Here is a 13231-nt window from a genome sequence, read left to right on the forward strand (position 1 = left end):
CATCGGCACCCGCGACATCGACTCCACACCACCAGCGATGACCAGGTCCTCCCAGCCCGCGCGGACCTTCTGCGCCGCGATGTTCACCGCCTCCAGACCTGACGCGCAGAACCGGTTCAACTGCACCCCGGCGACCGTGTCCGGCAGGCCGGCGACGATCGCGGCGGTCTTGGCGATGTCGGACCCCTGGTCCCCGATCGGGGACACCACGCCGAGCACGACATCGTCGATGTCGGCCGGATCGATGCCCGGGTAGCGGCGGCGCAGCTCGTCGATCAACCCGACGACCAGCGACACCGGCTTCACCCCGTGCAGCGAGCCGTTCTGTTTGCCCCGCCCGCGCGGGGTGCGGACAGCGTCGTAAACGAAAGCCTCAGTGCTCACCTACCCGAGAGTAACTTGCTGGTGTCCGGTGCACTACCCCGACTCCGGCCGGGGCAGCGCGCGCCGCCCCGCCTTGCGAGAATGCGGCATGCGCCCCAGGATCACCCTCACCGCGCTCGTCGCCGCCACCATCCTCGCCGCGGTCGCCGTCGTCGCGGCCCTCGACGCCACCCGGGGCCGGCACGTCGCGCTGCGCCCGCTCAACCATCCGTTCGTCGCGCTGGTCCTGCTGTGTGCCGTGATGATCGTCGCGCTGTGGCACTTCCAGCCGGAGGGCACCCGGCGGCTGCTGGCCCAGGCCGGGGTCGGCGTGGTGGCCCTGGCCGTCGCCGGCACCGGGGCGCTGGTCGCCGACACGCGCGGGTGGGACCCGCACGACCCGCGGGTCGTCGCCACCGACGGGCACCTGCGGGTGGTCGCGTGGCGGGTGCACGGCACCGGCGGCCGCGACCTGGTGCTGCTGCGGCTGCGCACCGGCGACGGGCTGTTCGGCCGGGACAGCGGCGCCGACCTCGCCTGCTTCCTGGAAGGCGCCGACGCGGGCGCGGCGGCGTGGACGTTCGCCGCCGCGAGCCTGCGCGGCGACACCCTGATCGCCCTGACCCGCGACGGCCGGGAGTGGCAGGTCCGCTTCGACCTGGTGTCGCTGCGCCCGACCGGGCCGGCGGTCGACCGCTGCGGCGGCGCCCCCGGCTACGCCGACTGAGCACCCGGCTGAGCACCCGGCTGAGCACCCGGCTGAGCACCCGGCTGAGCACCCGGCTGGGGACCCGGCTGGGGACCCGGCTGGACGCCCCAGTCGCGCAGGACCTCGGCGGTGTGCTGGCCGGGCAGCGGCGGCGGGCCGCCGAGGGTGGCCGGGGTCGCGGAGAACCGGGGCGCCGGCATGGACTGCACGACGCCGTCGTGCTCGGTGAACGTGCCGCGGGCCCGCAGGTGCGCGTCCTGCGGCGCCTCGTGCAGCGACAGCACCGGGGTGACGCAGCCGTCGCCGTCGTGGAACAGGGCCGACCACTCGTCGCGGGTCCTCGTCCGGAACGCCGCGGCGAGGCGCTCCCGCAGCACCGGCCACTGCGCGACGTCGAGCTGGTCGGGCAGGTCGGTGAGGCCGAGCGTCGCCACGAGCGTGGCGTAGAACTGCGGCTCGAACGCGCCGACGGCGACGTGCCCACCGTCGGCGGTCTCGTACACGTCGTAGAACGGCGCGCCGGTGTCGAGCAGGTTGACGCCGCGACGGTCCTGCCACAGGCCGGCGGCGAGGAGGCTGTGCAGCATGGTGCTGATGTGCGCGGCGCCGTCGACGATGGCGGCGTCGACAACCTGGCCACGGCCGGTGCGTTCGGCGTCGCGCAGCGCGGCGACGACCCCGACGACGAGGTAGAGGGCGCCGGCGCCGAAGTCGCCGAGCAGGTTCACCGGCACCTGCGGCGGGTCGCCGGCCCGGCCGATCGGGTGCAGCGCCCCGGACAGCGCCAGGTACGTGATGTCGTGCCCGACGGTGCCGGCCCGCGGCCCGTGCTGCCCCCAGCCGGTCATCCGCCCGTACACGAGCGGCGGGTTGACGGCGTGGACCTGTTCCGGGCCGACGCCGAGCCGCTCGGCGACCCCGGGCCGCCACCCCTCGATCAGCACGTGGGCGCGCGCGGCGAGGCCGAGCACGGTGGCGACGCCGGCGGGGTCCTTCAGGTCGACGGCGACGGACCGTTTCCCGCGGTTGAGCAGGTCCGTGGCGGGTGGCGGCGCGACCGGCGAGCCGGGGCCGGCCCGGTCCACGCGGACCACGTCGGCGCCGAGGTCGGCCAGCAGCATCCCGGCGAACGGTCCCGGCCCGATCCCGGCCAGCTCGACCACCCGCACGCCCCGCAACGGTCCACTCGTCATGCCAGCCACTCTCCCCGACGGTCCCCACCGCGCGGCGACCGGGCCGCCGGCATAGGCGGGTGTCGCCGCCGGCCCGCCGCGGTTCCCCCGGACCACTTGACGGAGTGAGTACTCACTCCGCAGGATTGGTACATGACCGACACGAAGAAACGCGCCGCGCCGCTGAGCCCCGACGAGCGCCGCGCCATGATCGTCGCGGCCGCGCTGCCGCTCGTCGTCGAGCACGGCGCCGGCGTCACCACCGCCCAGGTCGCCCGCGCCGCCGGCATCGGCGAGGGCACCATCTTCCGGGTGTTCGCCGACAAGGACGCGCTGCTCGCCGCGTGCATGGCGGAGGCGCTGCGCCGCGACGACACCCTCGCCCACGTGCGCGCCATCGACCTCGACCAGCCCCTCGCCGACCGGCTCATCGAGGCGGTGGAGACGATGCGGGCGTACATGAGCCGTATGAGCGCGGTCGCGGGCGCCGTGCGGCACCTCACCACCGGCCGGCTCGACCCGACCGCCGCCCCCGTGCGTGACCTGCGGCGCGAGGCGATGACCGCGACCGTCGACGCGCTCGCCGGGCTGTTCGAACCGGAGCAGGACCGGCTGCGCCGCGACCCGGAGTACCTGGCCCGCATGTTCCAGCACCTCGTCATGGCCGGCGGCGAACCCGCCGACCTCGTCGAGGTGTTCCTGCACGGCGCCGTCACCGGCGAACCATTGGGGCCGGCAACGGGACTCAGCGGTGGACAACCCACACCTTCCACGGCAAAGGTGCAGCATGGACATCCTTCGCCAGCATGAGATCGCCGAGGCCGGCCACCGGATCCTCAACCCGCTCACCGACGACAAGCTCATGCTGCTCGGCGAGGTCTGCCGGCTCGCGCCCGGCCAGCGCCACCTCGACCTCGCCTGCGGCAAGGGCGAGATGCTGGCCAGGTGGGCCGACATGTACGGCACCCTCGGCGACGGCATCGACATCAGCGAGGTGTTCCTGGCCGCCGCCCACGAACGCGCCCGCGAGCTCGGCGTCAGCGACCGCGTCACGTTCCGCCTCGGCGACGCCGCCAAGGACGTCCCCGCCGACGCCTCCTACGACCTCGTGTCCTGCATCGGCGCCACCTGGATCGGCGGCGGCCTCGCCGGCACCGTGGAGCTCATGCGCCCGGCGCTGCGCCCCGGCGGGCTGCTGCTCATCGGCGAGCCCTACTGGACCGCCACCCCACCCGACGGCATCCCGGCCCACCTCGCCGAGTTCACGTCGCTGGAAGGCACCCTGGACCGGCTCGAGGCCGCCGGGCTCGGCCTGGTCGAGATGGTCCTCGCCGACCGCGACTCCTGGGACCGGTACATGGCCGCGCAGTGGTGGACCGTCGACGCGTGGCTGCGCGAGCACCCCAGCCACCCCGACGCCGGCACGATGCGCGGGTACCTCGACGAGTCCCGCCGCACGCACCTGCGGTACCAGCGAGAATTTCTGGGCTGGGGCGTCTTCGTGTGTCGAGACGGGCAACCCCGCTCCGAGGTATCAGGCGACAGCACCTGACACCCGAGCACAAGGAGCACCCATGGACGACGAGCTGCGGCGCCTCGACCGGCTGACCGGCACCTGGAAGGTCACCGGCGGCGTCACCGGCACCACCACGTACGAGTGGCTCGACGGCGGCCACTTCCTCGTCCAGCGCGGCGTGCTGGACCACGACGGCCACCGCGTCTCCATGACGGAGATCATCGGCCGGGACCACCCGTTCGGTGAGGAGCCCGGCACCGAGATCAAGGCCCGCGCGTACGACGCCGACGGCAACACCCTCGACTACGTGTACGAGCTGGACGGCGACACCCTCACCATCTGGGGCGGGTTCAAGGGCTCCCCCGGCTACTTCCGGGGCACGTTCGACGCCACCGGCGACCGGCTCACCGGCGACTGGGTCTACCCCGGCGGCGGCTACCACGCCGAAATGGAGCGCATCGCGTGAAGTATCTGCTGCTGGCGTACACCGGCCTCGCCGAATGGGACACCGTCGACGTCACGTCACCGGAGTTCCTCGCCTCGTGCGCCTTCTACGACGACCTGGTCAAGGAGCTCACCGAGTCCGGTGAGCTGCTCACCACCGAGGGCCTCGGCCACCCCGCCCTGTCCCACACAGTGCGGCGCGGTTCCCTGGTCAGCGAGGGCCCGTACGCGGAGACCGGCGAGGTCCTGGCCAGCTTCGCGATCATCGACTGCGACGGGCAGGACCGGGCCCTGTCCATCGCGGCCCGCATCGCCGACGCCGTCGGCGACACCGTCGAGGTCCGCCCGATCATGCATGGCTGACCTACATGGCTGAGCCGTTCACGGAGCACCTGCGGGACCTCGTCCCGCAGGTGCTCGGCGCGCTCGTGCGCCGCTACGGGCACTTCGACGCCTGCGAGGACGCGGTGCAGGAGGCGCTGCTCGCGGCCGCGACGCACTGGCCGGCGCGGGGCGTGCCCGACGATCCGCGCACCTGGCTGATCCGGGTCGCGTCCCGGCGCCTCATCGACCTGCTGCGCAGCGAGCAGGCCCGGTCCCGCCGCGAGGCGCAGTGGCGGCCGCCGGTGTCCGCCGCGCCGGCGCAGGACGACTCGCTGACGCTGCTGTTCCTGTGCTGCCACCCGGCGCTGACCCCGGCCGCGCAGCTCGCGCTCACCCTGCGGGCCGTCGGCGGGCTCAGCACCGCCGAGATCGCCCGGGCCCTGCTGACCCCGGAGGCGACCGTCGCGCAGCGGGTCAGCCGCGCCAAGGCGAAGATCCGCGAGGCCGGCGCCACGTTCCGGCTGCCGGCGCCCGCCGCGTTCGACGACCGGCTGCACGTCGTGCTCGACGTGCTGTACCTGGTGTTCACCGAGGGCTACGTCGGCACCGCCGGCGACACCCTGGACCGGGTCGAGCTCGCCGACGAGGCGATCCGGCTCACCCGGCTGCTGCACGCCCGGCTCCCGGACCGCGGCGACGTCGCCGGGTTGCTCGCGCTGATGCTGCTCACCCACGCCCGCCGGGCCGCACGCACCCGCGACGGCGCGCTCGTGCCCCTCGACGAGCAGGACCGCACCCGGTGGGACCGGACCACGATCGAGGAGGGCACCGCCCTGGCCGCGGCGGCGCTGCGGGCCGGGCCGGCCGGGCCGTTCCAGCTGCAAGCCGCGATCGCCGCCGTGCACGCCGAGGCCGGCACCGCCGCGGACACCGACTGGCGGCAGATCCTCGGCCTGTACCGGCTGCTGGAGGCCGTCGCCGGCAACCCGGTCGTCACCGTCAACCGGGCGGTGGCCGCCGCGATGGTCCACGGGCCGGTCGCCGGGCTCGCCGTGCTCGACGCCGTCGCCGGTGACCCGCGGCTGGCCCGCAGCCACCGCCCGGCCGCCGTCCGCGCGCACCTACTGGCGATGTCCGGCCGTGCCGCCGAGGCCGGGCACTGGTACCGGGTCGCGGCGCGGCTCACCACCAACCGGTACGAGCAACGGCACCTGCTGTCCCGCGCCGCCCGCACCCACGGCGCCGCGCCCGATGAGCCCGCCGCGCTCCACCAGCAGGAACAGGGCGACGACGCTGATCAGGGCGCCGGCCACGCAGGTGAGGAACGTCCCGGTCGCGTACCCGGTGAACGTCTGCCCCTGCGCCGCCCACCGCGGCCCGCCGTCGCCGTCGGTCAGGATCGCCGGCATGCTCAGGAACCCGCCGGCGACCATCCCGCCGGCGCCGAGCCACGTGGCGACGAGCGGCACCGCGAACCGCCGGCGCGGCCCCCACCGGTGCACCAGGACCAGCAGCCCGATCGCCGCGCACAGGAACTGCGCCGCGGTCACCGTGTCCTGCAGCCGCAGCCACGCGTCCCGGCCCGCGCCCGGGCGCAGCCCCGCGGTGCCGCCGAGCACCCACGACAGCCGCAGCGCCGCCAGCCCGGCCGCGAGCACCGCCGCCAGCCACGCGAGGGGCGCCTGCGCCGCGTGCGTCAGCCCCCGCGGCACCTGCCCCACCGTCCCGGCGACGACCGGGCGGAACCGGTCCCGCGCGTACAGCAGCAACGCGACCGCGAGGCCGACGCCGAGCACGACGAAGCTGCCGTACACGACGACGAACGTCCACGGCCGCAGCGCCGGATCCCCCGGTGCCGCCGGCGGCGGCTGCCACCACCCGGCGGCCCGCAGCGCCGCGGCGGCCGGCGTCAGCACCACGAACGGCGCGAGCAGCCCCGCACCGACCCACATCGGCACCGCCACCAGCCACACCGGCACCCGCATCCCCCACGGCCGGATCGCGGCGAGTGCCACCGCGACCCCGACGACGGCGAGCCCGCCGGTGACCAGGTTGTCCATCACCCAGTCGCCGCGCGGCACGTCCCCGAGGTCGCTGATGCCGACCGTGCCGCCGGCGACCCAGTCGCCTTTCAGCGCGACGTACACCGCCGCCGCGCCGACCGCCGTCCATCCCGCCGCTGTGCGCCCCCGACTCATACCGACAGCTCACCATCGGTGACTGTGACTGCCCTGAGCCGACCTGAGCAGCCTCTCAGCCCCGCCGGCTGTCAGCGGCCGGTGGAGGTCTCCGTGTACTGGCTGAACTCGTACGCGCCCGGCGCGGCGATCGACCGGCCGAGCGCGTCGATCAGGGTGTCCTTCAACGCGAGGGGCCCGCCGAGCAGCACGGCGAGCTCGAGCGTCGCGGAGTTCTCCGAGAAGTACGCCTGCGTGGCCGGGCCGAGGTCGCCGGCGGAGCCGAGCAGCAGCGGCCCGTCGGCCGTGCCGATCATCGCGCCGCCGGTGAGCGCGTCGAACCAGGTGACGGCGGTCGCGACGGCGGCGGTGCGCGGCGACGGGAAGAAGTACCGGGCGACCTCGACCGCGGTCTCGAACTCGGTCGGCCCGTACAGCACCGGCGGGTAGAACGTCGACGGCCACGCCGGCAGCTGCCCGCCGTTGCGCGCGTTGAGCAGCGCGTACATCGCGGGCCCGCCGACGGCCACGACGCGGGAGTTGCCGGCGGACCCCTGCGTCGGGTCGAACCCGTTGAGGTACGCGGCGGTCGCCGCGGGCAGCGCGGTGCCGGCGCACAGCACGACGACGGTGCCCGGGGTGGCGCCGGCGGCGGCCCCGGCGGCGAGCGCGTCGTAGTACTTGAGCGACGTCGCCACGATGATCGTCGACGGGGTCGCGGTGATCGCCTTCGCGATCGCGATCGCCGTGGCGTACTCGTCCTGCCCCCACAGCCGCACCACTGTGTACCCGAGCCCGGTGACCTGCGTCTCGACCGCCGCAGACAGCGCGGCGGTGCCGCCGAGCAGGTACACGGTGCCGCCGGGGGCGAGGACCCGTTGCAGCTCGGCCTTCGTGTCGGCGTGCAGGCTCTTCGGCGGGGTGATCAGCAACGGCCCCTGCTTCACCACGGCCAGGGCCGACCCGCCGAGCGCGTCGAGGTACGTGTCGTCGCGGGACAGCACGACCGCCTTCGCCTGCCCTCGGGTGCCGTCGGCGGCACTGTGGTCGGCCCAGTTGTACCGCGACGCGGCGACCGCCGTGCCCAGCGCCGTCTGGCCCCAGACGCGGTGGACCGTGTTGCGGTTCACCGGCTGGCAGGTCGGCTCGGTGCCCTTCGCGACGAGCAGCGTCACCGCCTTGGTCGCCAGGTCGATCCGTTTGATCTTCGGGGTGCCGCCCTCGACGCTGGTGAACAGGATCGACTGACCGTTCGTCGCCCACGCCGGGTCACTGTTGTCGGTGGAGCCGCTGTTCGCCGCGGTCGTCAGCTGCGCGGCGCCGCTGCCGTCGGCGTTCGCGGTCCAGATCTGCCCGGCGCGCACGAACGCGAGGCTGGCGCTGTCCGGGGAGAAGTCCGGCGCGGCCGCGTCGCTGATGACCTTCGCCACGGCGGTGGGGCCAGCCACCCGGTACACGTCGCTGCCGCGCTGGAAGACGATGGTGCCGTCGGCGGCGACCGCGGCGGCGGACACCGGGGTGCCGTTGGCCGGCACCGTCAATTCCCCCGACCTGGTCCCGGCGCCGCTGCGCCCGGCCGCGTGGTAGATCGACAGCCCCATCGGGTCGGCGGTGAAGACGACGTAGGCGCCGTCCGGGGTGAACGCCGGCTCCGTGACCGGGGTCGCCTCCACACCGAGGACGGTGAACGTCTCGGTGCCGTCGGCACGCACCGACATGAGGCTGAAGCCGTTGGAGTACACGAGCCGGCTGCCGTCCGGCGACCACGTGCCGGACCCGGCGCCGCCGGCGTCGGCGGCCAGGACGCGGGCGTTGCCGCCGTCGAGGTCCGCCCACCAGATCTTGCCGCCGTAGCGGTACGTGATGCCGGCGGTCTTGCCCGGCAGTGACGCCTCGGCCCGGCGCTGGCCCGGGATCAGCCCGGACATCGCCGTGCCGGCCGCGGCGGCGACCGCCCCGAGCATCGCGGACCGTCGTGTCAGCGCGAACGCCACCGTGCCCCCATTGAAGTCTCCCGTCACCGGCCGCCCCGATGACCACGCGCCATCCTAGGGGCAACCCCGCCCGGGTGACGGGCGAACGGTCACGTGGTGAGCAACAGCGTGCCGTCGTCGTCGACGCGCGCCTCGTACACCCGCAGCGGCGGCTGCCCGGTGCTGGAGCAGCCGGTCGCCAGGTCGTACACGTGCTGATGCAGCGGGCAGATCACGACCTTGGCGTCGATGAGCCCGTCGGCGATCGGGCCGCCGGCGTGCGGGCAGATCGCCGACACGGCCCGCACCGCGCCGCCGCGCAGCCGGAACACCGCGACCTGCTCACCGCCGACGGCGTAGGCGCGGCCCTCACCGACGGGGATGTCCGTCACCGGCCCGAGCCGGTGCACGGTGCCGCTGTCGGTTCTCACTGGCGGGGCGCCGCCCGCGACCGTGGTCACCGGACCGGCACCCGCGGCAGCGGCACCAGCGGCAGCGCGGTGCGGAACTGTCCGGGCACCGTCGGGTCCTGCCCTTCCTTCCACGGATCGCGGTACGCGGCCACCGCGGCCTCCATCCGTTCGTCGAGGCCGGCGCCGATCCCGTCGCAGTCCTCGACGATGAGGGCGCGCAGCCGTTCGATGCCCAGCCGCGGCACGAACGCGTAGGTGCGTTCGAGCCAGTTGGCGTGCTCCCGGTAGTACTGCAGGAACCGGCCGGTCAGTCGCATGACCTCGTCCGGGGTGTCGACGGTGGCGAGCAGGTCGCCCTTGCGGATGTGGGCGCCGGCGGCGCCGCCGACGTAGATCTCCCACCGGCCGCCGTCGATCGCGACGACGCCGAGGTCCTTCACGTACGCCTCGGCACAGTTGCGCGGGCAGCCGGTGACGGCGAGCTTCATCTTCCCCGGGCTCTCCAGCCCCTGGAACCGGGTCTCGATCGCGATGCCGAGCGCGGTGGAGTCGCCCACGCCGAAGCGGCAGTAGTCGGAGCCGACGCACGTCTTCACCGTGCGCATGCTCTTGCCGTACGCGTACCCGGACGGCATGTCCAGGTCCGCCCACACCTTCGGCAGGTCCTCCTTGCGGATGCCGAGCAGGTCGATGCGCTGCCCGCCGGTGAGCTTCACCATCGGCACCGCGTACTTGTCGGCGACGTCGGCGATGCGGCGCAGCTGCTCGGGGGTGGTGACGCCGCCCTTCATCTGCGGCACGACGGAGAACGTGCCGTCGCGCTGGATGTTGGCGTGGACCCGGTCGTTGATGAACCGGGCGCCGCGCTCGTCGACGTAGTCGTCGCCCCACAGCATCCGTAGCAGCGACACCAGGCCCATCTTGCTCTTCGCGTCCTCCTCGCCGCCGGCGAGCGCGTCGAAGACCGCGGACACGCTGCGCAGGTCCCGCTCGCGGATCGCGGCGATCAGGTCCGGCTTGCTCAACGGGACGCCGGGCACGTACCAGTTCGCGGACGGGTCCTCCTCGGCGGCGCCGCCGGCGGCCCAGTCCACGATCTGCTTCACCAGCGCCTTGCACGACCCGCAGCCCTTCCCGGCCCTGGTCCGCTCCATCACCCCGGACAGCGTCTTCGTCGTCTCGACGGTTTTGACCAGCGTCGCCTTGCTCACCCCGTTGCAGTTGCACACCTGCGCTTCCGGGGCCAGCTCGGCGGCGGACACCTCGGCGCTGGGGCCGCCGAGGTCGAACAGCAGCCGTACCCGCTCCTGCGGCAGCGGCAGGCCCTGGTCGAACGCCTGCATCAGGTACCCGACCTTCGCCACGTCGCCGAGCAGGGTCGCGCCGACGAGCCGGTCGCCGCGGATGATGACGCTCTTGTACACGCCGCGGCTCGGCTCGGCGAACACCACGAACTCGTCGCCGGGCGCCGGGGTGGTGATCCCCATCGCGGCCACGTCGACGCCGGCGACCTTGAGCTTCGTCGCGGTCCGCGACCCGTGGTAGGCGGCGTGCGGGTCACGGCCGGTGACATGGTCGGCGAGCACCCGCGCCTGCTCCCACAGGGGCGCGACCAGCCCGTACGTCTCGCCGCGGTGCTGCACGCACTCCCCGACCGCGTAGATGTCGGGCTCGTCGAGGCAGCGCAGCTGGTCGTCCACGACGATGCCGCGCTCCACCGTCAGGCCGCTGACCTCGGCGAGGGTCGTGTTGGGGCGGATACCGGCGGCGACGACCACCATGTCGCAGCCGATGACGCGCCCGTCGGCGAAGCGGACACCCCGCACCCGGTCGGTGCCTTCGACCGCGACCGTACGGGCGGCGAGCTCGACGGTGATGCCGAGCCGCTCGACGCTCGCCTTCAGGATCGCCCCGCCCTGCGCGTCGAGCTGCGCGTTCATCAGGTGCCCGGCGGCGTGCACGAGGGTGACCTCGACGCCGTGCCGCTGCAGCCCGCGGGCCGCCTCCAGGCCGAGCAGCCCGCCGCCGATGACGACGGCGCGTTCGTGGTCGCGGGCGTAGCGGATCATGCCGCGCGTGTCGTCGATCGTGCGGAACGTGAAGACGCCCTGGTGGTAGCCGCGCCGCGGATGGTGCATGTTGTCGATCGGCGGGATGAACGGCCGGCTGCCCGTCGCGATGACGAGTTTGTCGTAGCGCAGCTCGTTGCCGTCGGAGTCCAGCACGACCTTGGCGAACCGGTCGATGCGCTCCACCCGCACCCCGGCGCGCAGGTCGATGCCGTTCGTCGCGTACCAGGGCAGGCTGTTGAGGAAGATGCCGTCCTCGTCCTCGGCCCCGGACAGCACGTTGGACAGCATGATCCGGTTGTAGTTGCCGTACGGCTCCTCACCGAACATCGTGATCGTGTACTGGTCGCGGCCGCCGCGCTCCAGGATCTCCTCGACGGCCCGCGCGCCGGCCATCCCGTTGCCGACGACGACGAGCCGGGCCTTGCCCTGTCCGGCCACGGTCACACCTCCACCAGGCCGAGGTCCACGACGATCGACCCGGTCACGCCCTCGGGCGCGCCGACGAGCAGCTCCACGACGGTGCCGCCGTCGAGGTCCTCCACGACCCGCAGCGGCACGTGCACGTCGCTCTTCGCCCCGATCGGGAAGTACCGCATCGGCGTGCCGTCGCGGGTGAGCACCACGTACACCAGCTCGGCGCAGGTGTTGCCGCCGCGGAAGTACACCGTCTGCGCGACCGCCCCGACCGGCACGGTGTAGGTGAGCGCCGCGTCCAACGGCACCGGCGACTCGATCCCCTTGCCGGCGAACGGAAACACACCCTGCAGGAAACGTGGCGTCGACTGCACCTCTGCCGTCCTCTCCGCCGGACCGGCCCCGGCTGCCCTGATCGTCCCGACCGGCCGTTACACCCCCATACCGCAGGTGTTACGCCCGGTGGTGCGTGTCCTCTTCGCCTCGCGACGCACGCTGTGAGCGGGCAGAATCGGGCGGGTGACCCGGTTCGGGATCCAGGACTACGACCCGCGCTGGGCCACCTGCCGCAGGGCCCTCACCGCCCTGCACGGTGCCCGGCTCTCGGCGCTGGCCGGGCTGGTGCTGCGGCACGTGTGGGTGGTCTGGGACCTCGACGACGACACGTGGTTCACCGACGCGCCGGTCGTGCTCGACTTCGGCGCGACCCGCCTGGCCATCGACCACCAGAAGTTCGCCGACGTCGCGCTCACCTGGGACAGCGTCGACCCGGCCCGCCCGATCGCCGATGACGCCTTCCAGCTGCGCTGGCGGCCCGAGGCGCTGCCCGGCCTGGCCGGCCTGCCGGGCCGCACCCTGCACCACGTGGAGCTGCTGGAGTGGACCGGCGCCCGCGGCGACGCCGCGACCGGCAGCGTCGCGCTCGGCTTCGACCTGACCCCGGCGTGGCTCACCGTGTACAACGCCATGGACGAGAACGGGTTCGAGCACACCCCGCCGGACGCCCGCTACCGCCGCCACCGCCTGTGACGGTCAGCCCTCGCGGAGTCCCACACGGCGGCCGGACCGTAGGGTGCCGGGCATGGACGAGGTCGAGTTCGCCCGGCTCGCCGAGCCGGTGCTGCGCAAGATCGCCGCGGACGACGCCGCGTACGAGCTCAGGCTCGTCTACGGGCGCACCGCCACCGCGGAGCAGATCGCGGCGGTCGAGCGGGCGATGGGTGTGGTGCTGCCGGCGCAGTACACGGCGTTCATGCGGCGCTACGGCGGCGGGATCTTCGGGTTCGTCGAGCTGTTCCCGATCGTGGCGAGCCCGTTGGAGTACCGCGACGACCTGCGGACCGAGCAGAGCATCAGGGCGGCGTAGCCCGCCGGTGGTTACCGGGCCAGCTTCGGCTTGCGGATGCGTTCGCGGGTGAGGATCCAGAGGGCTTCGACGCCGTCTTTCCAGGTGATCTTCTTGCCTTCTTCGCGGGTGCGGGCGCGGTAGCTGATCGGCACCTCGTAGGGGCGGTGCCGGATCTGCAGCGAGCGGTACAGCTGCACCGGCATGAGTTTGAAGCAGGTCTCCAGGTCGCCGAGGTAGCAGTTGTACAGCATGTTCGCGGCGGTGGTGACGGCCTTGTTGCCCATCACGTACCAGAAGGAGAAGGAG

General features: G+C 73.7%; 13 protein-coding genes and 2 pseudogenes. 8 read left to right on the forward strand and 7 right to left on the reverse strand.

What is annotated here, in order from left to right:
* A partial coding sequence (locus OP18_RS49455) for a thiolase family protein (protein WP_033367577.1) occupies positions 1-384 on the reverse strand: 384 nt, incomplete at its 3' end.
* A gap of 88 nt (positions 385-472) precedes the next feature.
* Between OP18_RS49455 and OP18_RS49460 the strand changes: the two genes are divergently transcribed.
* A complete protein-coding gene (locus OP18_RS49460; RefSeq protein WP_033367579.1) occupies positions 473-1090 on the forward strand; it encodes a hypothetical protein in 618 nt (205 codons plus the stop codon).
* Here OP18_RS49460 and OP18_RS49465 read toward each other — a convergent pair.
* Positions 1078-2265: a CaiB/BaiF CoA transferase family protein gene (locus OP18_RS49465; protein WP_052388536.1), complete on the reverse strand. Its 1188-nt coding sequence runs from the start codon at positions 2263-2265 to the stop codon at positions 1078-1080. The two genes, OP18_RS49460 and OP18_RS49465, sit on opposite strands and share 13 nt — an antisense overlap.
* Before the next feature lie 132 nt (positions 2266-2397).
* On the opposite strand from OP18_RS49465, the gene OP18_RS49470 reads away from it, so the two are divergent.
* From OP18_RS49470 to OP18_RS56555, 5 genes and pseudogenes are all read left to right on the forward strand, one after another.
* Positions 2398-3054: a TetR/AcrR family transcriptional regulator gene (locus OP18_RS49470; protein WP_063745797.1), complete on the forward strand. Its 657-nt coding sequence runs from the start codon at positions 2398-2400 to the stop codon at positions 3052-3054.
* The gene (locus OP18_RS49475; protein WP_052388537.1) at positions 3032-3796 is read left to right on the forward strand and encodes an SAM-dependent methyltransferase; all 765 of its coding nucleotides are present in this window, start codon (positions 3032-3034) and stop codon (positions 3794-3796) included. Before OP18_RS49470 ends, OP18_RS49475 begins: the two co-directional genes overlap by 23 nt.
* A 22-nt stretch (positions 3797-3818) precedes the next feature.
* Positions 3819-4226, forward strand: a complete 408-nt coding sequence (locus tag OP18_RS49480) for a hypothetical protein (RefSeq protein ID WP_033367581.1) — start codon at positions 3819-3821, stop codon at positions 4224-4226.
* Positions 4223-4567, forward strand: coding sequence for a YciI family protein (locus OP18_RS49485; RefSeq protein WP_033367582.1), 345 nt, complete (start codon positions 4223-4225; stop codon positions 4565-4567). Before OP18_RS49480 ends, OP18_RS49485 begins: the two co-directional genes overlap by 4 nt.
* Before the next feature lie 5 nt (positions 4568-4572).
* A pseudogene (locus tag OP18_RS56555) lies at positions 4573-5364 on the forward strand (RNA polymerase sigma factor); the annotation flags it as partial.
* Positions 5365-6797: 1433 nt separating this feature from the next.
* Here OP18_RS56555 and OP18_RS49505 read toward each other — a convergent pair.
* From OP18_RS49505 to OP18_RS49520, 4 genes are all read right to left on the reverse strand, one after another.
* Positions 6798-8699, reverse strand: coding sequence for a cell wall-binding repeat-containing protein (locus tag OP18_RS49505; protein WP_156090346.1), 1902 nt, complete (start codon positions 8697-8699; stop codon positions 6798-6800).
* Between the two features lie 89 nt (positions 8700-8788).
* Positions 8789-9139: a Rieske (2Fe-2S) protein gene (locus OP18_RS49510; protein ID WP_063745798.1), complete on the reverse strand. Its 351-nt coding sequence runs from the start codon at positions 9137-9139 to the stop codon at positions 8789-8791.
* Complete coding sequence (nirB, locus tag OP18_RS49515) at positions 9136-11607, reverse strand: nitrite reductase large subunit NirB (protein ID WP_245635802.1); 2472 nt, start codon at positions 11605-11607, stop codon at positions 9136-9138. The genes OP18_RS49510 and nirB overlap by 4 nt, the downstream gene beginning before the upstream one ends.
* Positions 11604-11921, reverse strand: a complete 318-nt coding sequence (locus tag OP18_RS49520; RefSeq protein ID WP_245635803.1) for a molybdopterin oxidoreductase — start codon at positions 11919-11921, stop codon at positions 11604-11606. The genes nirB and OP18_RS49520 overlap by 4 nt, the downstream gene beginning before the upstream one ends.
* 175 nt (positions 11922-12096) lie before the next feature.
* Between OP18_RS49520 and OP18_RS49525 the strand changes: the two genes are divergently transcribed.
* Positions 12097-12606: a hypothetical protein gene (locus OP18_RS49525; protein ID WP_033367589.1), complete on the forward strand. Its 510-nt coding sequence runs from the start codon at positions 12097-12099 to the stop codon at positions 12604-12606.
* Positions 12607-12658: 52 nt separating this feature from the next.
* Positions 12659-12943: an SMI1/KNR4 family protein gene (locus OP18_RS49530; protein WP_033367591.1), complete on the forward strand. Its 285-nt coding sequence runs from the start codon at positions 12659-12661 to the stop codon at positions 12941-12943.
* 11 nt (positions 12944-12954) lie between these two features.
* Here the strand turns inward: OP18_RS49530 and OP18_RS49535 are convergent.
* A pseudogene (locus OP18_RS49535) lies at positions 12955-13231 on the reverse strand (glycosyltransferase family 2 protein); the annotation flags it as partial.

This window comes from Dactylosporangium aurantiacum, from assembly GCF_000716715.1.
Taxonomy (GTDB): Bacteria; Actinomycetota; Actinomycetes; order Mycobacteriales; family Micromonosporaceae; genus Dactylosporangium; species Dactylosporangium aurantiacum.

What these genes read in the sequence shown, in the direction of transcription:
- OP18_RS49460 (WP_033367579.1), top strand. Translation starts at nt 473, where the DNA reads ATGCGCCCCAGGATCACCCTCACCGCGCTCGTCGCCGCCACCATCCTC.
- OP18_RS49465 (WP_052388536.1), bottom strand. Translation starts at nt 2,265, where the DNA reads ATGACGAGTGGACCGTTGCGGGGCGTGCGGGTGGTCGAGCTGGCCGGG.
- OP18_RS49470 (WP_063745797.1), top strand. Translation starts at nt 2,398, where the DNA reads ATGACCGACACGAAGAAACGCGCCGCGCCGCTGAGCCCCGACGAGCGC.
- OP18_RS49475 (WP_052388537.1), top strand. Translation starts at nt 3,032, where the DNA reads ATGGACATCCTTCGCCAGCATGAGATCGCCGAGGCCGGCCACCGGATC.
- OP18_RS49480 (WP_033367581.1), top strand. Translation starts at nt 3,819, where the DNA reads ATGGACGACGAGCTGCGGCGCCTCGACCGGCTGACCGGCACCTGGAAG.
- OP18_RS49530 (WP_033367591.1), top strand. Translation starts at nt 12,659, where the DNA reads ATGGACGAGGTCGAGTTCGCCCGGCTCGCCGAGCCGGTGCTGCGCAAG.